The 22,124-nt window shown below is 72.1% G+C and carries 19 protein-coding genes; 9 read left to right on the top strand and 10 right to left on the bottom strand.

What is annotated here, in order from left to right:
* Positions 1–28: 28 nt before the first annotated feature.
* Positions 29–2,449, bottom strand: a complete 2,421-nt coding sequence (gene lon, locus ACIRNI_RS00745) for an endopeptidase La (protein WP_403547086.1) — start codon at positions 2,447–2,449, stop codon at positions 29–31.
* Positions 2,450–2,607: 158 nt separating this feature from the next.
* Here lon and ACIRNI_RS00740 point away from each other — a divergent pair, with 158 nt between their 5' ends.
* Positions 2,608–3,012 carry a DUF4259 domain-containing protein gene (locus tag ACIRNI_RS00740; RefSeq protein WP_403547084.1) on the top strand — a complete coding sequence of 135 codons (405 nt, stop codon included), beginning with the start codon at positions 2,608–2,610 and terminating at the stop codon, positions 3,010–3,012.
* 26 nt (positions 3,013–3,038) lie between these two features.
* Here the strand turns inward: ACIRNI_RS00740 and ACIRNI_RS00735 are convergent, their stop codons facing one another.
* Positions 3,039–3,779 carry a rhomboid-like protein gene (locus ACIRNI_RS00735; protein ID WP_403547082.1) on the bottom strand — a complete coding sequence of 247 codons (741 nt, stop codon included), beginning with the start codon at positions 3,777–3,779 and terminating at the stop codon, positions 3,039–3,041.
* A 189-nt stretch (positions 3,780–3,968) separates the two neighbouring features.
* On the opposite strand from ACIRNI_RS00735, the gene ACIRNI_RS00730 reads away from it, so the two are divergent.
* The 5 genes from ACIRNI_RS00730 to ACIRNI_RS00710 all read left to right on the top strand — a co-directional run bounded on the left by ACIRNI_RS00730 (position 3,969) and on the right by ACIRNI_RS00710 (position 11,024).
* Positions 3,969–4,643 carry a spermidine synthase gene (locus ACIRNI_RS00730; RefSeq protein ID WP_403547080.1) on the top strand — a complete coding sequence of 225 codons (675 nt, stop codon included), beginning with the start codon at positions 3,969–3,971 and terminating at the stop codon, positions 4,641–4,643.
* Positions 4,644–4,740: 97 nt separating this feature from the next.
* Positions 4,741–5,478, top strand: a complete 738-nt coding sequence (locus tag ACIRNI_RS00725; protein WP_355366417.1) for a response regulator transcription factor — start codon at positions 4,741–4,743, stop codon at positions 5,476–5,478.
* Positions 5,475–6,617 carry an ATP-binding protein gene (locus ACIRNI_RS00720; RefSeq protein ID WP_403547078.1) on the top strand — a complete coding sequence of 381 codons (1,143 nt, stop codon included), beginning with the start codon at positions 5,475–5,477 and terminating at the stop codon, positions 6,615–6,617. Before ACIRNI_RS00725 ends, ACIRNI_RS00720 begins: the two co-directional genes overlap by 4 nt.
* 269 nt (positions 6,618–6,886) lie before the next feature.
* Entirely contained in the window at positions 6,887–10,750 is a 3,864-nt protein-coding gene (locus ACIRNI_RS00715; protein WP_403547076.1) for a multifunctional oxoglutarate decarboxylase/oxoglutarate dehydrogenase thiamine pyrophosphate-binding subunit/dihydrolipoyllysine-residue succinyltransferase subunit, read from the top strand.
* Positions 10,751–10,838: 88 nt separating this feature from the next.
* Entirely contained in the window at positions 10,839–11,024 is a 186-nt protein-coding gene (locus tag ACIRNI_RS00710; protein ID WP_031076920.1) for a DUF6104 family protein, read from the top strand.
* Here the strand turns inward: ACIRNI_RS00710 and ACIRNI_RS00705 are convergent.
* On the bottom strand, positions 10,942–11,844 hold the full coding sequence (locus ACIRNI_RS00705) for a hypothetical protein (RefSeq protein ID WP_403547074.1): 903 nt from the start codon (positions 11,842–11,844) through the stop codon (positions 10,942–10,944). The two genes, ACIRNI_RS00710 and ACIRNI_RS00705, sit on opposite strands and share 83 nt — an antisense overlap.
* Positions 11,845–11,975: 131 nt before the next feature.
* Between ACIRNI_RS00705 and ACIRNI_RS00700 the strand changes: the two genes are divergently transcribed.
* The 3 genes from ACIRNI_RS00700 (at position 11,976) to ACIRNI_RS00690 (ending at position 14,705) form a co-directional block, all read left to right on the top strand.
* On the top strand, positions 11,976–12,827 hold the full coding sequence (locus ACIRNI_RS00700) for a DUF4097 family beta strand repeat-containing protein (RefSeq protein ID WP_403547072.1): 852 nt from the start codon (positions 11,976–11,978) through the stop codon (positions 12,825–12,827).
* Between the two features lies 1 nt (position 12,828).
* Complete coding sequence (locus ACIRNI_RS00695; RefSeq protein ID WP_403547070.1) at positions 12,829–13,671, top strand: helix-turn-helix transcriptional regulator; 843 nt, start codon at positions 12,829–12,831, stop codon at positions 13,669–13,671.
* A gap of 122 nt (positions 13,672–13,793) precedes the next feature.
* Positions 13,794–14,705, top strand: coding sequence for a hypothetical protein (locus ACIRNI_RS00690; protein WP_403547069.1), 912 nt, complete (start codon positions 13,794–13,796; stop codon positions 14,703–14,705).
* Between the two features lie 76 nt (positions 14,706–14,781).
* On the opposite strand, the gene ACIRNI_RS00685 is transcribed toward ACIRNI_RS00690, so the two are convergent.
* From ACIRNI_RS00685 to ACIRNI_RS00655, 7 genes are all read right to left on the bottom strand, one after another.
* Complete coding sequence (locus ACIRNI_RS00685; protein WP_403547067.1) at positions 14,782–15,351, bottom strand: Clp protease N-terminal domain-containing protein; 570 nt, start codon at positions 15,349–15,351, stop codon at positions 14,782–14,784.
* The gene (locus tag ACIRNI_RS00680) at positions 15,351–15,560 is read right to left on the bottom strand and encodes a helix-turn-helix domain-containing protein (protein WP_355366396.1); all 210 of its coding nucleotides are present in this window, start codon (positions 15,558–15,560) and stop codon (positions 15,351–15,353) included. The genes ACIRNI_RS00685 and ACIRNI_RS00680 overlap by 1 nt, the downstream gene beginning before the upstream one ends.
* Before the next feature lie 31 nt (positions 15,561–15,591).
* Positions 15,592–16,959 carry a glycoside hydrolase family 5 protein gene (locus tag ACIRNI_RS00675; protein ID WP_403547065.1) on the bottom strand — a complete coding sequence of 456 codons (1,368 nt, stop codon included), beginning with the start codon at positions 16,957–16,959 and terminating at the stop codon, positions 15,592–15,594.
* A 54-nt stretch (positions 16,960–17,013) separates the two neighbouring features.
* Entirely contained in the window at positions 17,014–17,979 is a 966-nt protein-coding gene (locus ACIRNI_RS00670) for a zinc-binding dehydrogenase (protein WP_403547063.1), read from the bottom strand.
* A gap of 54 nt (positions 17,980–18,033) precedes the next feature.
* Entirely contained in the window at positions 18,034–19,587 is a 1,554-nt protein-coding gene (locus tag ACIRNI_RS00665; protein ID WP_403547061.1) for an alkaline phosphatase D family protein, read from the bottom strand.
* Positions 19,584–20,165, bottom strand: coding sequence for a phosphoesterase (locus ACIRNI_RS00660; protein WP_403547059.1), 582 nt, complete (start codon positions 20,163–20,165; stop codon positions 19,584–19,586). Before ACIRNI_RS00660 ends, ACIRNI_RS00665 begins: the two co-directional genes overlap by 4 nt.
* 295 nt (positions 20,166–20,460) lie before the next feature.
* Positions 20,461–21,690, bottom strand: a complete 1,230-nt coding sequence (locus ACIRNI_RS00655; protein WP_356646323.1) for an NADP-dependent malic enzyme — start codon at positions 21,688–21,690, stop codon at positions 20,461–20,463.
* Positions 21,691–22,124: the final 434 nt, after the last annotated feature.

Here is a 22,124-nt window from a genome sequence, read left to right as displayed (position 1 = left end):
TCCCGTGGGGTCGGGCCGGTCGGACCGGTCAGGCCGCCGTCTGGACCGGGACCTCCGAGGTCGCCGGGGAGAGGGCGAGCTCCAGCACCTGGCGGACGTCCGTCACCGGGTGGACCTCCAGCTTGTCGAGGATCTCGGCCGGGACGTCGTCCAGATCCGCCTCGTTGCGCTTGGGGATGATCACCGTCGTGATCCCGGCCCGGTGGGCGGCCAGCAGCTTCTGCTTCACGCCGCCGATGGGCAGGACGCGCCCGGTCAGCGAGACCTCGCCCGTCATGGCGACGTCGGTGCGGACCAGGCGGCCGCTCAGCAGGGAGGCGAGCGCCGTCGTCATGGTGATGCCCGCGCTCGGGCCGTCCTTCGGGACCGCGCCCGCCGGGAAGTGGATGTGCACGCCGCGGTCCTTCAGGCCCGTGACCGGCAGTTCCAGCTCGGCGCCGTGCGAGCGCAGGAAGCTCAGCGCGATCTGCGCGGACTCCTTCATCACCTCGCCGAGCTGGCCGGTCAGGGTCAGACCCGCCGCGCCCGTCTCCGGGTCGGCCAGGGACGCCTCCACGAAGAGCACGTCACCGCCCGCGCCGGTGACCGCGAGACCGGTCGCCACGCCCGGCACGGCGGTACGGCGCTCGGCCGGGTCCTGGGCGGACTCGGGCACGTGGTGCGGGCGCCCGATGAGCCCGCGCAGATCGTCCTCGCCGATCGTGAAGGGCAGCTCCCGCTCGCCGAGCTCGTGCTGGGCGGCGACCTTGCGCAGCAGCCGGGCGATCGACCGCTCCAGGTTCCGCACGCCCGCCTCGCGCGTGTACTCGCCGGCCAGCTTGCGCAGCGCCGGCTCGTCGATGGCGACCTCGCCCGCCTCGATGCCGGCCCGCTCCAGCTGGCGCGGGAGCAGGTGGTCCCGGGCGATGACGATCTTCTCGTCCTCGGTGTAGCCGTCGAGGCGGACGATCTCCATGCGGTCGGCCAGCGCCTCCGGGATGGCCTCCAGGACGTTGGCCGTGGCCAGGAAGACGACGTCGCTCAGGTCGAGCTCGACCTCCAGGTAGTGGTCGCGGAACGTGTGGTTCTGGGCCGGGTCCAGCACCTCCAGCAGCGCCGCCGCCGGGTCGCCGCGGAAGTCGGATCCCACCTTGTCGATCTCGTCGAGCAGGACCACCGGGTTCATCGACCCGGCCTCCTTGACGGCCCGTACGATCCGGCCGGGCAGCGCGCCCACGTACGTACGCCGGTGACCGCGGATCTCCGCCTCGTCGCGTACGCCGCCGAGGGCGACGCGCACGAACTTCCGGCCCATCGCGTGCGCGACGGACTCGCCGAGCGAGGTCTTTCCGACACCCGGAGGCCCGACCAGCGCCAGGACGGCTCCCCCGCGCCGCCCGCCCACGACGCCCAGGCCGCGGTCGGCGCGCCGCTTGCGCACCGCGAGGTACTCGGTGATCCGCTCCTTGACGTCCTCCAGGCCCGCGTGCTCGGCGTCGAGGGTCTCCTTGGCGCCCTTGATGTCGTACTGGTCCTCGGTGCGTTCGTTCCACGGCATCTCGAGGACCGTGTCCAGCCAGGTGCGGATCCACGAGCCCTCGGGCGACTGGTCCGAGGACCGCTCCAGCTTGGCGACCTCCTTCAGCGCCGCCTCGCGCACCTTCTCGGGCAGGTCGGCGGCCTCGACGCGGGTCCGGTAGTCGTCGGCCTCGTCGCCGTCGCCGGAGTCGCCGTTGAGCTCGCGCAGCTCCTTGCGTACGGCTTCGAGCTGACGGCGCAGCAGGAACTCGCGCTGCTGCTTGTCGACGCCCTCCTGGACGTCCTTGGCGATCGACTCGGCGACGTCCTGCTCGGCGAGGTGTTCGCGCAGCTGCTCGGTGGCGAGCCTCAGCCGCGCGACCGGGTCCTCGGTCTCCAGCAGCTCCACCTTCTGAGCGGTGGTCAGGAAGGGCGAGTAGCCGGAGTTGTCGGCGAGGGCGGAGACCCCGTCGATCTGCTGGACGCGGTCCACGACCTGCCAGGCGCCGCGCTTCTTCAGCCAGCTGGTGGCGAGGGCCTTGTACTCCTTGACGAGCTCGGCGACCGCGCCGGGCAGCGGGTCCGGGACCTTCTCCTCGACCTGCGCGCCCTCGACCCACAGGGCGGCGCCCGGTCCGGTCGTCCCGGCGCCGATCTTGACCCGGTGCCGGCCGCGGATGAGCGCGCCGGGGTCCCCGTCGGAGAGCCGGCCCACCTGCTCGACCGTGCCCAGGACGCCGGTACCGGCGTACGTGCCGTCGATGCGGGGCACCAGCAGCACCTTCGGCTTGCCCTTCGCGTCCCCCTCGGTCCGGGCCGCCGCCTGAGCGGCCTCGACGGCGGCACGCACCTCACTGTCGGTGAGGTCCAGGGGCACCACCATCCCCGGCAGGACGACCTCGTCATCGAGCGGCAGCACGGGCAAGGTGAGCGGTGTGGACGACGAAGCCATGATCTCCCCTTCGGCAGTCAAGTTGAGCTGTACCCACTCAATGCTTGCGAGCCGTCAGGTGTTCCCCGGTACGCGTTCGCTGACAGCGATCACGCCGGTGGGCGTTGCCAGAGGTGCCTGCCACCATGCCGGGACACCACCACACGCGGGAGAGGCACATGGGCACCTGGGACACCGGCCCCTTCGACAACGACATCGCCGCCGACTTCGCCGGCGACCTCGACGAGGCGGCGGAGGACGAGCGCGCGGGCCTGCTCCGCGACGCCCTCGCCCGCGCCGCCGGCACCACCGGCCACCTGGACGCGGACGTCGCCGACACGGCCGTCGCCGCGGCCGCCCTGGTCGCCGCGCAGTGCCCCGGCGGAGAGCCCACCGATCCGGTCTACGGCCCCGAGGAACCCCTCCCCGACCTCACGCCGCTGCGCCGCCTCGCCCTCGACGCCCTGGACCGGGTCGTGTCGGAGCCGTCCGAGCTGCTGGAGCTCTGGGCCGGGGCGGAGGGCGCCCCCTGGCGCGCGGGCGTCGAGCGCATACGACTGAGCCTTGTCAGTGGCACCCCCTAGGGGTGTTCTCGTCGCCGCTGTCGCCATCACTCCTGCCTCCGCCGCGCCGCCCGCCGCGCCAGCGGCCAGCCGCCGACGCCGACCAACAGGGCCAGCGGATGGCCCCAGTTGCTGAGGGGATCCTCCAGCGCCAGCAAGTCCTGGAGCAGCATCACGGACACCCACGCGAGCACGACGGCCCGCGCCATCGGGTTCAGCAGCCCGGCCAGCGCGCCGACGCTCGCCATCAGGCCGAAGCTGATGCCGTAGTCGAGGCGGTGCAGGGACGTGTGCGGCAGATGGCCCGCCAGGACGGACAGGGCCACCGGGATCTCGGTCGCCAGCGTCGCCACCACGTGCCCCACCAGGAACACCGCGGCGGCCCGCCAGGCCCCGATGCGGCGCTCCAGCGCGGTGAGGACGAAGACGAAGCCGATGGCGTACGGCGAGAAGAGACCGCCCGCGACCCACAGCGCGCTCGCGACCAGGACGAGCAGAGGGGTCCGGGAGAGGTGGGCGACGTCGGTGCTGGAGCCGTGCAGCAGCGCGGAGACGGTGGCGGCGTCGCCGTACTCGGCGAAGAGCGAGGTGGCGACGAGAACGAGGGCGTAGCAGAAGGTGAAGGGCGTACCGGTCGGTGTGGGCAGCAGCCGGCCGGCGCCGCGCCACGACCTCGACGAACCGGCGCCCGAAGCCTCCGCGCTCGCGAGCCCCACGCCGCAAGCATCCGCGCTCGCGAGCCCCACGCCGCCGTCGTCCGTCTCGCGCGCCGCCTTGAGCCGGTGCACCGCGGGCCGCCTTTCGCCTCTCCTCGACACCCCCCGACAACCCCCGCTCACACCTTGCCCCATCAGCCGACGCGACCATCAACCGGCCGCCCATGACGTGAATCACACCGGCACGCCCCGCCCGCACCAAGTCCCGGGCCGGCGGCGGCACTTCCCCGGCCGTTCCTCCGACTCACTAACCTGGAACCCATGGCAGTCACGACCCTCGACCGACGCGAAGGCCCGTACGGCGAAGTGGTGCTGCGCCGACGCGGCGACGACCACTTCGAGATCATCGCCAACGGCACCTTCCTGATGGACACCTCCGACGGCCGCTCGGAGCGGCTGCTCGTCGACGCGGCGCTCGCCGCCCTCGAGGCGCACGGCGCACGCCCGGGCGCCTGCGTCCTCATCGGCGGCCTCGGCGTCGGCTTCTCCCTCGCCCACGCCGCCGCGAACCCCGCCTGGGGCCGCATCGCGGTCGTCGAGCGCGAGCAGGCGATCATCGACTGGCACCGCGAAGGCCCGCTCGCCGCCATCTCGGGGGCCGCGCTCGCCGACCCCCGCACGGTCCTGCTCCACACCGACCTGGTCGAGTACGTCCGCACCTCGCCCGACACGTACGACGCGCTCTGCCTGGACATCGACAACGGGCCGGACTGGACCGTCACCGAGGACAACGACAGCCTCTACTCGCCGGCCGGTCTGGCGGCCTGCGCGGCCCGCCTCAACCCCGGCGGAATCCTGGCGGTCTGGTCCGCGCAGCCGTCGGCCGATTTCGAAGAGTCATTGCGGAATGCCGGATTCAGCGGGGTAAGAACCGAAGAAATCCCCGTTGCCCGGGGCGTACCGGACGTGGTCCACCTCGCCGTTCGCCCTGCGTAGCCGGGAGCCGGTCCGTGCCTTTAGGCTGCTGGCCTGACACACGGATCTACACGCGGTTCGCGACGCATGCGAGGCGTACGCGAACAGGGGCGGGGCGATGGAGCAGACACACACCAGCAACACCGGTACGGCGGTCACGCCGGGTGCCCAGCGCCGCGTGCTGGTCGTCGAGGACGACACCACCATCGTCGAGGCCATCTCCGCGCGGCTGCGGGCCGAGGGCTTCCTGGTGCAGACGGCGACGGACGGCCCGGCGGCCGTGGACGCCGCCGAGGCCTGGCAGCCGGACCTGATGGTCCTCGACGTCATGCTGCCGGGCTTCGACGGCCTGGAGGTGTGCCGCCGGGTGCAGGCCCAGCGGCCGGTACCGGTACTGATGCTCACCGCCCGCGACGACGAGACCGACATGCTGGTCGGGCTCGGGGTCGGGGCGGACGACTACATGACCAAGCCGTTCTCGATGCGGGAGCTGGCGGCCCGGGTGCACGTGCTGCTGCGCCGGGTGGAGCGGGCGGCGCTCGCCGCGGTGACGCCGCGCAGCGGCATCCTCCGCCTCGGCGAGCTGGAGATCGACCACGCGCAGCGCCGGGTCCGGGTGAAGGGTGACGACGTGCACCTGACCCCGACCGAGTTCGACCTGCTGGTCTGCCTGGCCAACACGCCGAGGGCGGTGCTCTCGCGCGAGCAGCTGCTCGCCGAGGTGTGGGACTGGGCGGACGCCTCCGGCACCCGGACCGTGGACAGCCACATCAAGGCGCTGCGCCGCAAGATCGGCGCGGAGCGGATCCGTACGGTCCACGGCGTCGGGTACGCGCTGGAGACCCCGGCGCCATGAGCCGGCGGCCAGCGCGGCCCGGCTCGCGGCCCCGGCTCCGCTCGCGGCTCCGGCTCGGGCTCCGCTCGCGGCTGCGGCTCCGGCCGGTCACGATCTCGATCAAGACCAAGCTGGGCACGCTCGTCGTCGTCTCGGTCTTCATCACGACCGGGCTGCTGATGGTGGCCCTGCGCACGGAGACCGAGCTGCGCTTCATCACCGTCTTCTCGGTGATAGCCACGCTGCTGATCACCCAGTTCGTGGCGCACGGCCTGACGGCGCCGCTGGACGAGATGAACACGGTCGCGAAGTCGATCTCGCACGGCGACTACACCCGCCGGGTGCGCGGCGCCGACCGCCGGGACGAGCTGGGCGACCTGGCCTCCACGATCAACCGCATGGCGGACGACCTGGAGGCGGTGGACCGGCACCGCAAGGAGCTGGTCGCCAACGTCTCGCACGAGCTGCGCACGCCGATCGCGGCGCTGCGCGCGGTGCTGGAGAACGTCGTGGACGGGGTGTCGGCGGCCGATCCGGAGACCATGCGGACGGCGCTGAAGCAGACGGAGCGGCTGGGCCGGCTGGTCGAGACGCTGCTGGATCTGTCACGGCTCGACAACGGTGTCGTACCACTCCGGTCGCGGCGCTTCGAGGTGTGGCCGTACCTCTCGGGCGTGCTGAAGGAGGCCAACCTGGCCGCCGCCCAGCGCGGCCTGAGCTCCGGCTCCGGCAACCACACCCGCAAGGACGTGCACCTCCACCTGGACGTCTCGCCGCCGGAGCTGACCGCCCACGCGGACGCGGAGCGGCTGCACCAGGTGGTCGCGAACCTCATCGACAACGCCGTGAAGCACTCCCCGCCGCACGGGCGCGTGACGGTACGGGCCCGGCGCGGGCCGCAGCCCGAGTCGCTCGACCTCGAGGTGCTGGACGAGGGCCCGGGTATCCCGGAGTCGGAGCGGCACAAGGTCTTCGAGCGGTTCAACCGCGGCAGCGCCGCCTCCCCGCACGGTCCGGGCGGCGACGGCGGTACGGGGCTGGGGCTGGCGATCGCCCGCTGGGCGGTCGATCTGCACGGCGGTCGCATCGGAGTGGCCGAATCCGCACGTGGATGCCGGATTCAGGTCACTCTTCCGGGGATCCCCCAGCCACGTAATTGACGTAGGGTTCGAACCGGAAGCACGGGTTCTGCGTGGACGTGTACGGGACCTGTCCGAGGATGCGCGCCACTGCGGGGCGCAGCCGCGATGGCGCCTACCCGCATCCGGCGGAACCACGCTTGTTTCCCGCCATTTCGTGCCCTGAAACACGACGATCAATGTGATGTACGCGACGATGGCATGCCCGGCCTGCACCTCCAGGCCAGGGAGGCGTAGCCTTTATTTCCGCTGTCCATCACCTTGTGAAGCGGAAGAGGGCGGTTGCCGCCGTGTCGTCTCAGTCCCCCAGTAACCCGAGCATCTCGACCGACCAAGACGGCCAGGGGCCTCAGAACCCCGCCGCCGCCTTCGGTGCCAATGAGTGGCTCGTCGACGAGATCTACCAGCAGTACCTCCAGGACCCGAATTCGGTCGACCGCGCCTGGTGGGACTTCTTCGCCGACTACAAGCCGGGTGCCGCCGGCGCGGCGGACAAGCCCGCGGGCGAGGCCGTAGGTACGGAATCCGCAGCAGGTACGGAATCCGCAGCCCCGACCGCCCAGGCCCCGGCCCAGGCCCCCACTCCGGCCCCGGCTCAGGCCCCGGCCACTCCGGCGAAGCCGGCAGCAGCGGCACCCGCACAGGCCGCTGCTCCCGCCCCCGCCGCGAAGGCCCAGGCCCCGGCACAGGCCCCGGCCCAGGCCGCCGCGCCCGCGATGCCCGCCGCCAAGGCGGAGGCTCCGAAGGCCGAGGCCCCCAAGGCCCAGGCCCCGAAGGCGGAGACCGCCGGCCCCGAGTACGTGCCGCTGCGCGGCCCGTCCGCCGCCGTCGCGAAGAACATGAACGCCTCCCTGGAGCTGCCGACGGCCACGTCCGTCCGCGCGGTCCCGGTGAAGCTGCTCTTCGACAACCGCATCGTCATCAACAACCACCTGAAGCGCGCCCGCGGTGGGAAGATCTCCTTCACGCACCTCATCGGGTACGCGATGGTCCAGGCCATCAAGGCCATGCCGTCGATGAACCACTCCTTCGGGGAGAAGGACGGCAAGCCGGTCCTGGTGAAGCCGCCGCACATCAACCTCGGCCTCGCCATCGACCTGGTGAAGCCGAACGGCGAGCGCCAGCTGGTCGTCGCGGCCATCAAGAAGGCGGAGACGCTCGGCTTCTTCGAGTTCTGGCAGGCGTACGAGGACATCGTCCGCCGCGCCCGGGCCAACAAGCTGACGATGGACGACTTCACGGGCGTCACCGTCTCCCTCACCAACCCCGGCGGCCTCGGCACCGTCCACTCCGTGCCGCGTCTGATGCCCGGTCAGTCGGTCATCATGGGCGTCGGCTCGATGGACTACCCGGCCGAGTTCCAGGGCACCTCGCAGGACACCCTGAACAAGCTGGGCATCTCCAAGGTGATGACCCTCACCTCGACGTACGACCACCGCGTCATCCAGGGTGCCGCGTCCGGTGAGTTCCTGCGGATCGTCTCGAACCTCCTCCTCGGCGAGGACGGCTTCTACGACGACGTCTTCGAGTCGCTGCGCATCCCCTACGAGCCGGTCCGCTGGCTCAAGGACATCGACGCGTCGCACGACGACGACGTCACCAAGGCCGCGCGCGTCTTCGAGCTGATCCACTCCTACCGGGTCCGCGGCCACGTCATGGCCGACACCGACCCGCTGGAGTACCGCCAGCGCAAGCACCCCGACCTGGACATCACCGAGCACGGCCTGACGCTCTGGGACCTGGAGCGGGAGTTCGCGGTCGGCGGCTTCGGCGGCAAGTCGATGATGAAGCTGCGCGACATCCTCGGCGTGCTGCGCGACTCGTACTGCCGCACCACCGGCATCGAGTTCATGCACATCCAGGACCCGAAGCAGCGCAAGTGGATCCAGGACCGCGTCGAGCGCCCGCACTCCAAGCCGGAGCGCGAGGAGCAGCTGCGCATCCTGCGTCGGCTGAACGCCGCGGAGGCGTTCGAGACGTTCCTGCAGACCAAGTACGTCGGCCAGAAGCGGTTCTCGCTGGAGGGCGGCGAGTCGGTCATCCCGCTGCTGGACGCGGTCATCGACTCGGCGGCCGAGTCGCGCCTCGACGAGGTCGTCATCGGCATGGCCCACCGCGGCCGCCTGAACGTCCTGGCGAACATCGTCGGCAAGTCGTACGCGCAGATCTTCCGCGAGTTCGAGGGCAACCTCGACCCGAAGTCGATGCACGGCTCCGGCGACGTGAAGTACCACCTGGGCGCCGAGGGGACCTTCACCGGCCTGGACGGCGAGCAGATCAAGGTCTCGCTGGTCGCCAACCCCTCCCACCTGGAGGCGGTCGACCCGGTCCTGGAGGGTGTCGTCCGCGCCAAGCAGGACGTCATCAACAAGGGCGGCACGGACTTCACCGTCCTGCCGGTCGCCCTCCACGGTGACGCGGCCTTCGCCGGCCAGGGTGTCGTCGCCGAGACGCTGAACATGTCGCAGCTGCGGGGCTACCGCACCGGCGGCACGGTCCACATCGTCATCAACAACCAGGTCGGCTTCACCGCCGCCCCGGAGTCGTCGCGCTCGTCGATGTACGCGACCGACGTGGCCCGCATGATCGAGGCGCCGATCTTCCACGTGAACGGCGACGACCCGGAGGCGTGCGTCCGCGTGGCGCGGCTCGCCTTCGAGTTCCGCCAGGCGTTCAACAAGGACGTCGTGATCGACCTCATCTGCTACCGCCGCCGCGGTCACAACGAGGGCGACAACCCGCAGTTCACCAACCCGCAGATGGTGTCCCTGATCGACAAGAAGCGCTCGGTGCGCAAGCTGTACACCGAGTCGCTGATCGGCCGCGGCGACATCACCCTGGAGGAGGCGGAGCAGGCGCTCCAGGACTTCCAGGGCCAGCTGGAGAAGGTGTTCACGGAGGTCCGCGAGGCCACCGCGCATCCCTCGCCGGCACCGGCCCCGGACGTCCAGGCCGAGTTCCCGGTCGCCGTCACCACCGCGGTCTCCCAGGAGATCGTGAAGCGGATCGCCGAGTCGCAGGTCAACATCCCGGAGCGGATCACCGTCCACCCGCGTCTGATGCCGCAGCTCCAGCGCCGCGCGGCCTCCGTCGAGGACGGCACGATCGACTGGGGCATGGGCGAGACCCTCGCCATCGGCTCGCTGCTGATGGAGGGCGTCCCGGTCCGCCTGGCCGGCCAGGACACCCGCCGCGGCACCTTCGGCCAGCGCCACGCGGTGCTGGTGGACCAGGTGACCGGCGAGGACTACACGCCGCTGCAGTACCTCTCCGAGGACCAGGCCCGCTTCAACGTCTACGACTCGCTGCTCAGCGAGTACGCGGCGATGGGCTTCGAGTACGGCTACTCGCTGGCGCGGCCCGAGTCGCTGGTCATGTGGGAGGCGCAGTTCGGTGACTTCGTCAACGGCGCGCAGACCGTCGTGGACGAGTTCATCTCCTCGGCCGAGCAGAAGTGGGGCCAGACCTCCGGCGTCACCCTGCTGCTGCCGCACGGTTACGAGGGCCAGGGCCCGGACCACTCCTCGGCCCGCCCGGAGCGCTTCCTCCAGATGTGCGCGCAGCACAACATGACGGTCGCCATGCCGACCCTGCCGTCGAACTACTTCCACCTCCTGCGGTGGCAGGTGCACAACCCGCACCACAAGCCGCTGGTCGTCTTCACCCCGAAGTCGATGCTGCGTCTGAAGGCGGCCGCGTCGAAGGCGGAGGAGTTCACCACCGGCGGCTTCCGCCCGGTGATCGGCGACACGTCGGTCGACGCGAACGCGGTCCGCAAGGTCGTCTTCTGCTCCGGCAAGGTCTACTACGACCTGGACGCGGAGCGGAAGAAGCGCGGGGTGACGGACACCGCGATCCTCCGCGTCGAGCGCCTGTACCCGCTGCCGGGTGCCGAGCTCCAGGCGGAGATCGCCAAGTACCCGAACGCCGAGAAGTACCTGTGGGCCCAGGAGGAGCCGGCGAACCAGGGTGCCTGGCCGTTCATCGCGCTCAACCTGATCGACCACCTCGACCTGGCGGTCGGCGCCGACCTGCCCCCGGCCGAGCGCCTGCGCCGCATCTCGCGGCCGCACAGCTCGTCCCCGGCGGTCGGCTCGGCCAAGCGCCACCAGGCCGAGCAGGTGCAGCTGGTCAACGAGGTCTTCGAGGCCTGACCCGGCGACCTGGTACGAACCGGAGGGCCCGGCCCCGCGAGGTGATCGCGGTGCCGGGCCCTCCGGCGTACTGACTTAACCTGATGACATGTACTTCACCGACCGTGGCATCGAGGAACTGGAGAAGCGGCGCGGCGAGGAGGAGGTCACCTTCGAGTGGCTCGCCGAGCAGCTGCGGACGTTCGTCGATCTCAACCCTGACTTCGAGGTTCCCGTGGAGCGCCTGGCGACGTGGCTGGCGCGGCTGGACGACGACGAGGACGACGATCTGTAGGACGACGACCTGGAGGCCGGGCCGGCAGCCCGCTCGCCAGGCCGAGCAGCGCGCCGTCGGCGAGGAGCAGGGCGCCCGCCGCGGCCCAGCCGGGGCTGCGGCGTGACAGGGCCCAGGCGAGCAGGGGCACACCGGCCGCGAGCTGGACGGCGGCGATGATCCGCGGGATCGGGGAGCCGGTGCCCGCGACCGCGTCCCCGACGGCGCTGCCGATCGTGTGCGCCTCGTCCCGTACCGCCTCGCGCAGGCCCGGCCACTCCACCGGGTCGGCGCCCTGCTCCTCGGCGGCGGTACGGAGGCGGGCGGCCGGTTCGCCGGGGGCGAGGCCGGGCGGCAGCGCGAGGTCCAGCCGGGCCAGGACGGCGAGCAGGCCCAGCAGCCGGGCGCGGGCGTCGGCGGCCCGGTCGGGGCACGTGAGCGGTTCGAGGTCCTGGACGTCCAGGACCGGGTCGAGGCCCAGGCGGGCGGCGAAGGTGTGCATCGCCTCGTCCTCGCCGGCCGGGGTGCCGTCGGCCAGCCAGGTGTACCCGACGGGACGGCGGAAGCCGGACGCCAGGGTGTAGCCGGCCCGGTCCGGGTCCCACCAGAGCGCGAGCACCGGCCAGGGTGCCGCGACCCCCAGGGCTGACGCCCAGCCCGCGGCGACCCGCTCGACCGGTTCGCCTTCGTCCAGCCAGGGCCTGCCCTCGGGGACGAGCACGCTCCAGCCCTGCCCGGCGGCGGTGAGGAGCAGGCGTTCGCGCAGGAGCTGCGCCGGTGCCCGTACGACCGCCGGCTCGGCCCGGCAGAGCAGCAGGGCGCCCGTCGATGTCGCGTCCATGCCCCATACGCTAGGCCAATTCGTCCGGGTTCGTACCGATCGACCGGGCCGCTTGACTTACCACCACCGCGATATATCGTGTCTTTCAACCGTAGACGCGATATGTTGCGTCATGGCCCCAGGGAGGCCCCATGCCCGAGTGGTCCGTCGCCGAGCCGCGCACCTTCGCCCTCGACGACCCCGTGACCTCGCTGAAGGTGCGTGTCGTCAACGGCACGGTCAACGTCGTGGGCGTCGCCGAGGGCCCGGCGCGCCTGGAGGTCTCCGAGGTCGTGGGCCCGCCGCTGATCGTCACCCAGCGCGGCTCCACGCTCACCGTGTCGTACGAGGACCTGCCCTGGAAGGGCTTCCTCAAGTGGTTCGACCGCAAGGGCCGCGACCGCAGCGCCGTCGTCTCGCTCGCCGTACCGGCGGGCGCCTCCGTGGAGGTCGGCGTCGTGGGCGCCGAGGCGGTGGTCTCCGGCATCCGGGGGCGTACGGAGGTCCGCGGCGTCACCGGCGACACCACGCTGGTCGGGCTCGCGGGCCCGGTCCGCGCCGAGACCGTCTCCGGGAACGTGGAGGCGCAGTCGGTCGCCGGCGAACTGCGGTACAGCTCGGTCTCCGGCGACCTGACGGTCGTCGACGGCACGGGCACGTCCGTACGCGCCGACTCGGTCACCGGCGACATGGTCATCGACCTCGACCCCGCCGACCGGGGCACCGACATCCGGCTCACCACCGTCTCCGGTGAGATCGCGATCCGCCTGCCGCACCCGACGGACGCGCGGGTGGAGGCCAACACCACGAGCGGCGCGGTCTCCAGCGCCTTCGACGACCTGCGGGTGGACGGCCAGTGGGGCTCCAAGAGCATCAAGGGCACGCTGGGCTCGGGCACGGGCACCCTGAAGGCGACCACGGTCTCCGGTTCCATCGCCCTGCTGCGCCGCCCCGAGTCGGAGCCCGAGTCCGCGTCCGAGCCCGCGTCCGGAAAGGTGCTGTGACATGCCACCCGTCTTCGCCCACGGCCGCCTGCGGCTCTACCTGCTGAAGCTCCTCGACGAGTCGCCCCGCCACGGCTACGAGGTGATCCGGCTGCTGGAGGAGCGCTTCCACGGCCTGTACGCCCCGTCGGCCGGCACGGTCTACCCCCGGCTGGCCAAGCTGGAGGCCGAGGGCCTGGTCACGCACACCACCGAGGGCGGCCGCAAGGTGTACGCCCTCACCGACGCCGGCCGCGCGGAGCTGGCCGGCCGCAGCGGCGAACTGGCCGATCTGGAACAGGAGATCCGCGCGTCCGTCTCCGAACTGGCCGCCGAGATCCGCGACGACGTGCGCGGCGCGGCGGGCAAGCTGCGCAGTGAGATGCGCGCGGCGGCGAGCGAGACGCGCAAGGACTCGTGGCAGGAGCAGGCCCGCCGGGCGAAGGAGGAGTCCCGCCGGGCCCGCGAGGAGGCGAAGTGGGCGCACCTCCAGGCGAAGGAGGCCCAGGACAAGGCCCGCCGGGAGATGCAGCGCCTCGCGAAGCAGGTCCAGGACCACATGGCGAAGGGCGAGTGGCCCTCGGCCCTCTCCGACCTGACGGGCGGCCTGAGCGGCCTGGGCGGCCTCTTCGGCGGTACGGCGACCTCGGTCCAGGGGGAGGCCGAGGCCCCCGCCTGGCAGGACGTGACGACCACGGGCGACCCCGCCCGCGACCTGGAGCGCCTGCTGGACCGCTTCCGCGACGACATCCGCGACGCGGCCCGCGACCACGGCGTCACCCCGGCCCAGCTCTCCGAATCCCGCCGCCACCTCTCGACGGCGGCGGCCCACATCGTGGCCCTGCTGCGGGGCGCGAAGCCCTGACACCGCCGCAACACCCTTCTCCGTAAACCCTGTTGTATGCAGGCGCCCCCCTTGGCAGACTCGCTCCCGCCCGCGCGAGCCTGATCGTCAGCGGGCATCCGTTCTTTGAGCAGGGGGACCCCATGACACTCAGCGCACGCAGCCGCGTCCTGGCCCGGGGCATGGCTTTACTCGCCCTGACCCTGGCCATGACCACGGGAGCGACCGGCCTGGCGGGGGCAGCCGAGGCCCAGGCCCAGCCGGTTGCCGAAGGATCGATCAGCTTCAGCGGAGACGCCGCCGACTACATCACCCAGGGCCGCTCCTACAGCTATGCGACTGCGTCCCAGGACCGCCTGAGCGCGACCGCCTCCCAGGACGGCGGGGTCGTCTCCGTGTCCGTCGACGCCGCCAACGGTGAATGGTGGTACCTGGACCTGGCGGCTCCAGCCGGCACCTCCCTGGCTCCGGGCGAGTACACCGGCGCCACCCGCCACCCGTTCAACGAGCCCACCCAGCCGGGCCTCTCGCTCAGCGGAGAGGGGCGCGGCTGCAACACCCTGACCGGCAGCTTCACGATCGGGGCCGTGGAGTTGGGGCCGAACGGCTACGTCAAGAAGCTCGACGCCACGTTCGAGCAGCACTGCGAGGGGGACGTGCCCGCCGCTCGCGGTGAGATCCACATCGACAACCCCGCGCCCCCGGCGCAGCTCGACCTCGGCCTCGCCGTCGCGCTCGAAGGCACCGCGAGCACGCTGAACGGCAAGGCCACGCTGCACGGGACGGTCAGCTGCAGCAAGCCCGTGGCGGTGCAGGTGTCGGGCAACGTCACCCAGGTGAAGAAGCAGAACCTCATCCGGGGCGCCTACGACACGTCCGTCGCGTGCGTCCCGGGCGCTCCGGTCGCCTGGACGGCCACCGCCACTCCCTCCGGTTCCGTCCCCTTCCAGCGCGGCGACGTGGAGGTTGAGGCCAGGGCGTGGGCGACGGACCCCGACTACGGACAGGCCGTGACCGCCAACGAGACGGTCGCCGTCCACCTCCGCAGGGGCTGACCCCTCCCCGCACCACGACCACACGGCCCGGTCCGGGCCGCTCCCCCGAGGAGCGGCCCGGGCCGGGTCGTCGGCGTCAGCCCGCCTTCGCCGCGCCCCCGTCACCGCCCAGCGCCCGCTCCACCGCCGCGTACGTCACTCCGTGCTCCGCCAGCACGTCCGCCACCACGCCCGGACGGGCCGTCAGGGCCAGCAGCAGGTGCTCGTCCCCGATGTACCGGTCGCCGCGGCCCAGCGCGACGCGGAGGGACCGTTCCAGCACGTCCTTCGCGGGGCGGCCGAAGGACGGGCGGGAGCCCGACCACCACCGCTTCGACCCGTGGTCGCCCGCCAGGACGCCCTCGCCGTGCACCGCCTCGACCCGCGAGACGATCGCGGTCACATCGACACCGATGCCCGCCAGCGCCTCCGTGTCCGCCTTGGTCAGGCCGCCGCGCCGCCGGGCCTCCGCCAGGCCGGCCTCGACGGAGGCGCGCCGCCCGGCGACGCCGAGGGTGGCGAAGGCCGCGGCGGACGGCGTGCCCTCCAGGTCCAGCAGGGCCAGCAGCAGGTGCTCCTCCGTCACCGAGTCCGCGCCCGTCCCCTCCGCGAGGGCGACGGCGCCGGTGACCACGGACCGGGCGCTCTTTGTGAACCGCTCGAACATCAATGCCTCCCGTACTTCTTGTGTACGGCCTGCCGACTGACGCCCAGCTCGGCCGCGATCTCCTGCCACGACCAGCCCCGGGCCCGGGCGCTGCGGACCTGTACGGCTTCCAGTTGCTCCAGCAGCCGCCGCAGCGCGGCGACCGCCCGCAGCCCGACCCTGGGGTCGCTGTCGCCCGCGCGGGCGGCGAGATCGGTTGCTTCCGTCATGGTGTCAACCTACGTTGACACCCCGCATCCGTCAACCTTGATTGACAGACACCGTGACCACCGCCCCCGGCACCGCCCGCACCACCACCCGTCCCGCCTCACCCGGCGCCACCACCGTCGTAAGCGGCCACGCCCGCCCGGCCACCTCCACGCGCCAACCGCGCCCGCCCGGCGGGAGCGACAGTTCCGTCGCGCCGCCGCGTCCCGCCACGTACACCAGGCGCTCGGGGGACGCGGCCAGGACGCGGCCCGCGACCGCCTCGGCGTACGGCGCCGCCGTCTGCTCCTTGTTCACCCGCCAGGCGCCCGAGGAGTCGACGGCGCAGTAGCCGCCGCCGTAACACCAGACATAGCCCGCCCACCCCGAGCTGTAGCGGTTCAGGGAGGCGAGCGCCTCGCGGTAGAAGCGGCCCATGTTGGGGAGGGAGTTGTTCAGCGGGCCCCACTCCCCCACCACCACCGGCACCCGGTGCTCCTTCGGGTACGCCGTCACCGCCGCCTCGTACGCCTCGATCCAGCCGGCCGCCGGGTCGTAGTCCGCGCCCGCCTCCATCGCGGTGTTGTAGAAGTGCGGCGCGTACACCACCTTCGGGTCCTTGACCTTCCCCAGGCCCGTGGGCACGCCCTCCCCCACGATCGGGGTCGGTTCGACGAAGACCCAGGTGTCGTCGTCGACGGCCCGGACCGCGTCGGCGAGGCGGTTGTACATCGGGGTGATCTGCTCGCGCTCGATGCGGCGCGCCGCGGTCGCGAGGTCCTCGCCCTCGCGCAGCTCGCCCATGGGCTCGTTGATGAGGTCGTAGCCGAGGACCGCCGGATGGTGCTCGAAGCGGTCGGCGAGCACCCGCCACATGTCCGCCTGGGCGCGCCGCAGGTCCTCGTCCTCGTACAGGTGCGTGAAGGCCCGCTGGACGGCCGGCTCGAAGTACTCGGCGAACCAGTCGTCCGGGTGCGGGGTGAAGGGCAGCCCGTCGGTGCGCGTGGCCCACTCGGGGATGCCGCGGTGGCCGAAGGCCGGACCGAAGACGTCCTGGTGGGCGTCGATGACGACGTGGATGTCGTACGTGTGCGCCCAGTCGAGGATCCGCTCGATCTTGCGCAGGTACGCCTCGCTGTACCGGCCGGGCCGGGGCTCCAGGTCGTCCCAGAAGACCAGCAGGCGGGCGAAGTTGAAGCCCCGCGCGCGCAGGTCGCGGAAGTGCTTCTCGGTGATGGCGGACAGGGCGGCGTCGCCGCGGTGCGTCTTGTCCTCGACGTTCCAGCCGCGCAGGGTCAAGGCGCGGCCCCGGTCGTCGGTGAGCCGGGGTATGTCACCGGTCTCCGCCCGCGCGGTCGGGGCGACCGGGGGTACGACGGCGAGCAGGGCGGCGGCGGAGAGGGCGAGGGCGAGAGCGCGCATGAGGGACCTCCGGCATCGGGTGCCGGAGATCCCATCAGCGCGGCTGACGCTCCATCAAGAGGTGGTGAGGACAATCTTTCCGAACAGGTCCCCGGCGGCCATCTTCTCGAAGCCCTCCCGCGCCCGGTCCAGCGGCAGCACCTCGTCGATGACCGGCCGTACGCCCGTCGCCGCGCAGAAGGAGAGCAGGTCCTCCAGCTCGTCCTTGGTGCCCATGGTCGAGCCCACGACCTTCAGCTCCAGGAAGAAGATGCGGGTCAGCTCGGCGTGCGAGGGCTGGTCGCCGCTCGTCGCGCCCGAGATCACCAGCGTGCCGCCGGGCCGCAGCGACTTCACCGAGTGCGACCAGGTCGCCGCGCCGACGGTCTCGATGACGGCGTCCACCCGGCGCGGCAGCCGCGCGCCGGGCTCGTACGCCTCGACCGCGCCCAGCTCCAGCGCCCGCTTGCGCTTGGCCTCGTCGCGGCTGGTGGCGAAGACCCGCAGGCCGGCCGCCTTGCCGAGCACGATCGCGGCCGTGGCGACGCCGCCGCCCGCGCCCTGCACGAGGATCGAGTCGCCGGGCCGCACACCGGCGTTGGTGAACAGCATCCGGTACGCCGTCAGCCACGCGGTCGGCAGGCAGGCGGCCTCCTCGAACGACAGCTCCTTCGGCTTCGGCAGGACGTTCCACGCGGGGACGGTGACACGCTCGGCGAAGGTGCCCTGGTAGCGCTCGGTGAGGATGGAGCGGGGCTCGTCCGGTCCGACGCCGTGCCCGCTCTGGCCGATGACGGAGTGGAGGACCACCTCCCGGCCCTGCTCGTCGATTCCTGCGGCATCGCAGCCGAGGATCATCGGCAGCTTGTCCTCGGCGAGCCCCACCCCGCGCAGCGACCACAGGTCGTGGTGGTTGAGGGAGGCGGCCTTGACGGTGACGGTGGTCCAGCCGGGGCGGACCTCGGGCTCCGGGCGTTCGCCCAGCTCAAGGCCGTTCAGGGGCTGGTCGCGGTCGATTCGGGCGGCGTAGGCAGCGAACATGACCCGAGGTTAGGGCGGCACCGGTGCGCGACGGAACCGCGCACCGGTGTGATGTCAGTCCCTGCGGTACTGGGCCGGGCTGTTCTTCGTCGCCGGGTCCTCGTACGAGCCGGTGCGGCCCCGGTCCACATGGAAGGTGGTGAGCGTGGTGACCGGCGAGACGGGGTCGCGGCGGTCGGCGATCACCCGCATATGAGCGGAGAAACGTTCCGGCGTGACCTCGTACACGTCATAGCCGTACCGGTTGCCCTCAAAGTACTTCAGGTGCGGGTTGGCCTTGCCCATCAGGGGGCCGTTGGTCGCGTTCCAGTCGGCGGAGTACGCGCCCGACGTCACGGAGTGGGCGGTGAACTCCGTCCCGACCAGCGGCGAGGCGGTGTCGTCGAAGTCGGTGCGGATGTCGTCGACGAACGCCGAGTGCCAGTCGCCGGTGATGACGACGAGGTCTTCGAGGCCGCTGGTGTGGACGTGGTTCAGGACCTCCTTCCGCTCCGCCAGGAAGCCGTCCCACTGGTCCGTGAACATGTACGAGCCGCCCGGCCGGCCCCGCAGCTGGCTGAGCATGATGGAGTTCGCCCACACGTGCCACGCGTCGGGCGCGCGGTCGATGTTCCCCTTGAGCCACGCCTTCTGGGCGCCGCCCAGGATGGTGCCGTCGGGGAGGTTCTGCGCCGAGCGGTACGAGCGGAGGTCCAGGACCGTCAGCTCCAGCAGGTCGCCCCAGCGGCGGTTGCGGTGGATCACCGGGTCCGGGAGCGCGGACTCCCCGCCGTCCCGGTGCGGCATGTTCTCGTACCAGGCCTGGTACGCCGCCGCCCGCCGCTGGAGGAAGGGCGCGCCCCCGCCCGTACCGCTGTAGTCGTTGGCGACCTCGTGGTCGTCCCAGGTGAGGAACCACGGGTGGGCGGCGTGTGCCTCGCGCAGGGAGGCGTCGCCCTTGTAGAGGGCGTGGCGGCGCCGGTAGTCGGCGAGCGTGAACACCGCGGGGCCCTCGTGGTCCCGTACGTGGTCGCCGCCGACGGGCCCGTGCTCGTAGATGTAGTCGCCGAGGTGCACCACGAAGTCGACGTTCTCGCGGGCGATGCCCCGGTGGGCGGCGTAGAACCCGTCGTGGAAGGCCTGGCAGTTGGCGGCGGCGAACCGTACGCGCGCGACGGAGCCGACCGGTGCGGTCTTCGTCCGGCCGACGCGGCTCGTCACGCCCAGGGCCTTGAACGCGTACCAGTAGTGGCGGCCCGCGCTCAGCCCCTGCACCGGCACGTGGACGCTGTGGCCGAGCGTCGCCGAGGCGGGCGCGGTGCCGCGGGCCACGATCCGGCTCATGGCCTGGTCCTCGGCCACCGCCCACTCGACCTCGACGACCTCGGGGAGCTGCTGCTCGGCCGCGAGCGGCTCCGGCGCGAGGCGCGTCCACAGCACGACACTCGACGGCTGCGGGTCGCCGGAGGCCACGCCGAGGGTGAAGGGCGCCGGGTCGTAGTCCGCGCCGAGCGCCTCGGCGGCCTCGCGGGCCTGCGCGGGCGAGAGGCCGGCGCTGAGCGGCCAGACCACGTTGAGCGCGCCGGCGGCGCCGGCGGCCTTGAGCAGCGTGCGTCGGTCGAGCGTCACTTCTGTACCCCCTGTACCCCCGTGAGCGTGAGCGTGATCCCGTCGGCGTAACCGTCGTTGGAGGTCCCGCCCCCAGTACGGGTCAGGACGAGCAGCACCCGCGCGGTCCTGGCACCGGGCGGCACGGCCGCGGCCGCCCTGCGCTCCACGAGCCCGGTCCGCCCCTTGCGCTCGGCGGCCGTCACCGGCCCGAGCACGCTGAGCGCGACGGGCGTCCCCTTGGCGTCCCGGAACTCCACGGACAGCCGCGCGCCGTCCTCCTGCGACGCGTACCCGCCGAGCCAGGCGCCGACGGCGTACCGCACCTGCCCCGCGTCGACGGCCGCGTGGCCGGTCGCGCCGGTCGCGGGCAGCGCGATGTCCTGCACCAACGCGGTACGGGGCGCGTTGCCGCCGGAGAAGAACCGGCTCCCGCGCTGCGCGGGGCCCGGGTCCGAGGCGGTGGGGTAGCCGCTGCCGTAGCTGTACGCGACGAGGGCGGGCGCGCCCTGCAGGACCCGCCAGCCGGTCACGGCCCCGACGGGTTCGGCGGTCCCTCCGGGCCCGCTCTCGGCGTCACCGTTGACGACCAGGTTCACTCGCGCCTCCTGTGGGGTGATGTGGGCATGGCGCGCGCATCACAGCAGCCGCACATGAACTGGCGGAAGCCCGCGGACGAACTTCGCGAGCCCGGTCCAAGGACGGCGCTCGAAAGTCCAAGAGCCCCGCGTGGGCGGCGGCTGCCGGTGGGTGGCGGCACGGTGCCCACTGGGCATGCGCGCACCGGCGGCGGGGACGACCACTCAGCGGCCCGCGGGCACGCGAAAGGGCCGTGCCGCACCCCCTCAGGGATGCGGCACGGCCCTAAAACCGGCTAAGCCACAGCGGCTAGCGTCACGCGCGGGCGACACCCTCCGCGCGCGCCGCCGCCGCGACCGCCGCCGTGACCGCCGGGGCCACGCGCTCGTCGAAGGGCGACGGGATCACGTAGTCGGCCGCCAGCTGGTCGCCGACGACGTCGGCCAGCGCGTTCGCCGCGGCGATCTTCATGCCCTCGGTGATCCGGGAGGCCCGGACCTGGAGCGCACCGGCGAAGATGCCGGGGAAGGCCAGCACGTTGTTGATCTGGTTCGGGTAGTCCGAGCGGCCCGTCGCGACGACCGCCGCGTACTTGTGCGCCACGTCGGGGTGCACCTCGGGGTTCGGGTTGGCCATGGCGAAGACGAAGGCGTTCGGCGCCATGGAGGCGACCGCCTCCTCCGGCACCGTGCCGCCCGAGACGCCGATGAAGACGTCCGCGCCCGCGAGCGCGGTCTCCAGCGAGCCGGTGATCCCGGCGCGGTTGGTGAGCTCGGCGAGCTCGCGCTTGACGTCCGTGAGGTCGTCGCGGTCGCGGCTGACGATGCCCTTGCGGTCGGCGACGGCGACGTCACCGAGACCGGCCTCGAGCAGCATCTTGGCGATGGCGACACCCGCCGCACCGGCGCCGGAGATGACGGCGCGCAGGTCGCCGAGGGTCCGCCCGGTGAGCTTCGCGGCGTTGCGCAGCGCGGCGAGGGTGACGACCGCGGTGCCGTGCTGGTCGTCGTGGAAGATCGGGATGTCGACGCGCTCCTGGAGCTTGCGCTCGATCTCGAAGCAGCGGGGCGCCGAGATGTCCTCGAGGTTCACTCCGCCGAAGGAGGGCGCGAGGCGGACGACGGTGTCGACGATCTCGTCCACGTCGGTCGTGGCGAGCGCGATCGGCACGGCGTCGACGCCACCGAACTGCTTGAAGAGGATCGCTTTCCCCTCCATGACCGGAAGCGACGCCTCCGGACCGATGTCACCGAGTCCCAGCACGGCCGTACCGTCGGTGACGACGGCGACGACCTGGGACTTCCAGGTGTAGTCGTGCACGAGCTCGGGACGCTCGGCGATGGCGCTGCACACCTTGGCGACGCCGGGTGTGTACGCGAGGGACAGGTCGTCCTTGTCCCGCACCGGCACCGTGGCCTGCACGGCCATCTTTCCGCCCCGGTGGAGGGCGAATGCCGGGTCGATGTCCAGATCGAAGGACTCGTCGGCCGAGCCCTCCGCGCCGGCACCGCTGTCGGTGCGAGGATTGACGATCTCCGCTGCCATTTGTTTGACCCCTTAAGTCTTTACAGTTGAGGGTGGCCACTCCTGGTTGAGGAGGGGTGGGCGGGCACCGCGTCCGCGCCCCGGCCGGGCGTGCTGCCCTGCCGGGAGGAGGTACGGACGCGTCGGACGCGCCGCACACGCGCCCTGAGCCCCGGATGAGGGGTGTAAAGGTCCTTCTTACCGGACGGACCTGTCCGCGGACGAGTCGGTATCCGGCGAGCCGAGGCCCCGGATGTTCCGGAGGATGCCGCCGCTTCTGCATTCCCCCAGGTGGCGATCGTGCGACTCATGACCGAATATCTGGACAAGTCCGCACGCCACCCGGATTGCGACCGCAATCCCGTCCGTATGACGAGATCAACCGAAGATTTTCCGGCCGGATGAAGGCAACCCCGTAGAAGGTCCGGCCCTGATGTACCGGCCTGTTGGGGTTC

It is taken from the genome of Streptomyces sp. NPDC093546 (assembly GCF_044765045.1).
In the GTDB taxonomy this organism is placed as follows: domain Bacteria; phylum Actinomycetota; class Actinomycetes; order Streptomycetales; family Streptomycetaceae; genus Streptomyces.
This window is presented reverse-complemented; position numbering and strand designations above follow the sequence as displayed.

Coding starts and splice junctions, on each gene's coding strand:
- ACIRNI_RS00700 (WP_403547072.1), top strand. CDS start 11,976: ATGCCCGAGTGGTCCGTCGCCGAGCCGCGCACCTTCGCCCTCGACGAC.
- ACIRNI_RS00655 (WP_356646323.1), bottom strand. CDS start 21,690: ATGGCAGCGGAGATCGTCAATCCTCGCACCGACAGCGGTGCCGGCGCG.
- ACIRNI_RS00710 (WP_031076920.1), top strand. CDS start 10,839: ATGTACTTCACCGACCGTGGCATCGAGGAACTGGAGAAGCGGCGCGGC.
- ACIRNI_RS00705 (WP_403547074.1), bottom strand. CDS start 11,844: ATGGACGCGACATCGACGGGCGCCCTGCTGCTCTGCCGGGCCGAGCCG.
- lon (WP_403547086.1), bottom strand. CDS start 2,449: ATGGCTTCGTCGTCCACACCGCTCACCTTGCCCGTGCTGCCGCTCGAT.
- ACIRNI_RS00670 (WP_403547063.1), bottom strand. CDS start 17,979: ATGTTCGCTGCCTACGCCGCCCGAATCGACCGCGACCAGCCCCTGAAC.
- ACIRNI_RS00695 (WP_403547070.1), top strand. CDS start 12,829: ATGCCACCCGTCTTCGCCCACGGCCGCCTGCGGCTCTACCTGCTGAAG.
- ACIRNI_RS00740 (WP_403547084.1), top strand. CDS start 2,608: ATGGGCACCTGGGACACCGGCCCCTTCGACAACGACATCGCCGCCGAC.
- ACIRNI_RS00675 (WP_403547065.1), bottom strand. CDS start 16,959: ATGCGCGCTCTCGCCCTCGCCCTCTCCGCCGCCGCCCTGCTCGCCGTC.
- ACIRNI_RS00730 (WP_403547080.1), top strand. CDS start 3,969: ATGGCAGTCACGACCCTCGACCGACGCGAAGGCCCGTACGGCGAAGTG.
- ACIRNI_RS00725 (WP_355366417.1), top strand. CDS start 4,741: ATGGAGCAGACACACACCAGCAACACCGGTACGGCGGTCACGCCGGGT.
- ACIRNI_RS00680 (WP_355366396.1), bottom strand. CDS start 15,560: ATGACGGAAGCAACCGATCTCGCCGCCCGCGCGGGCGACAGCGACCCC.
- ACIRNI_RS00720 (WP_403547078.1), top strand. CDS start 5,475: ATGAGCCGGCGGCCAGCGCGGCCCGGCTCGCGGCCCCGGCTCCGCTCG.
- ACIRNI_RS00690 (WP_403547069.1), top strand. CDS start 13,794: ATGACACTCAGCGCACGCAGCCGCGTCCTGGCCCGGGGCATGGCTTTA.
- ACIRNI_RS00685 (WP_403547067.1), bottom strand. CDS start 15,351: ATGTTCGAGCGGTTCACAAAGAGCGCCCGGTCCGTGGTCACCGGCGCC.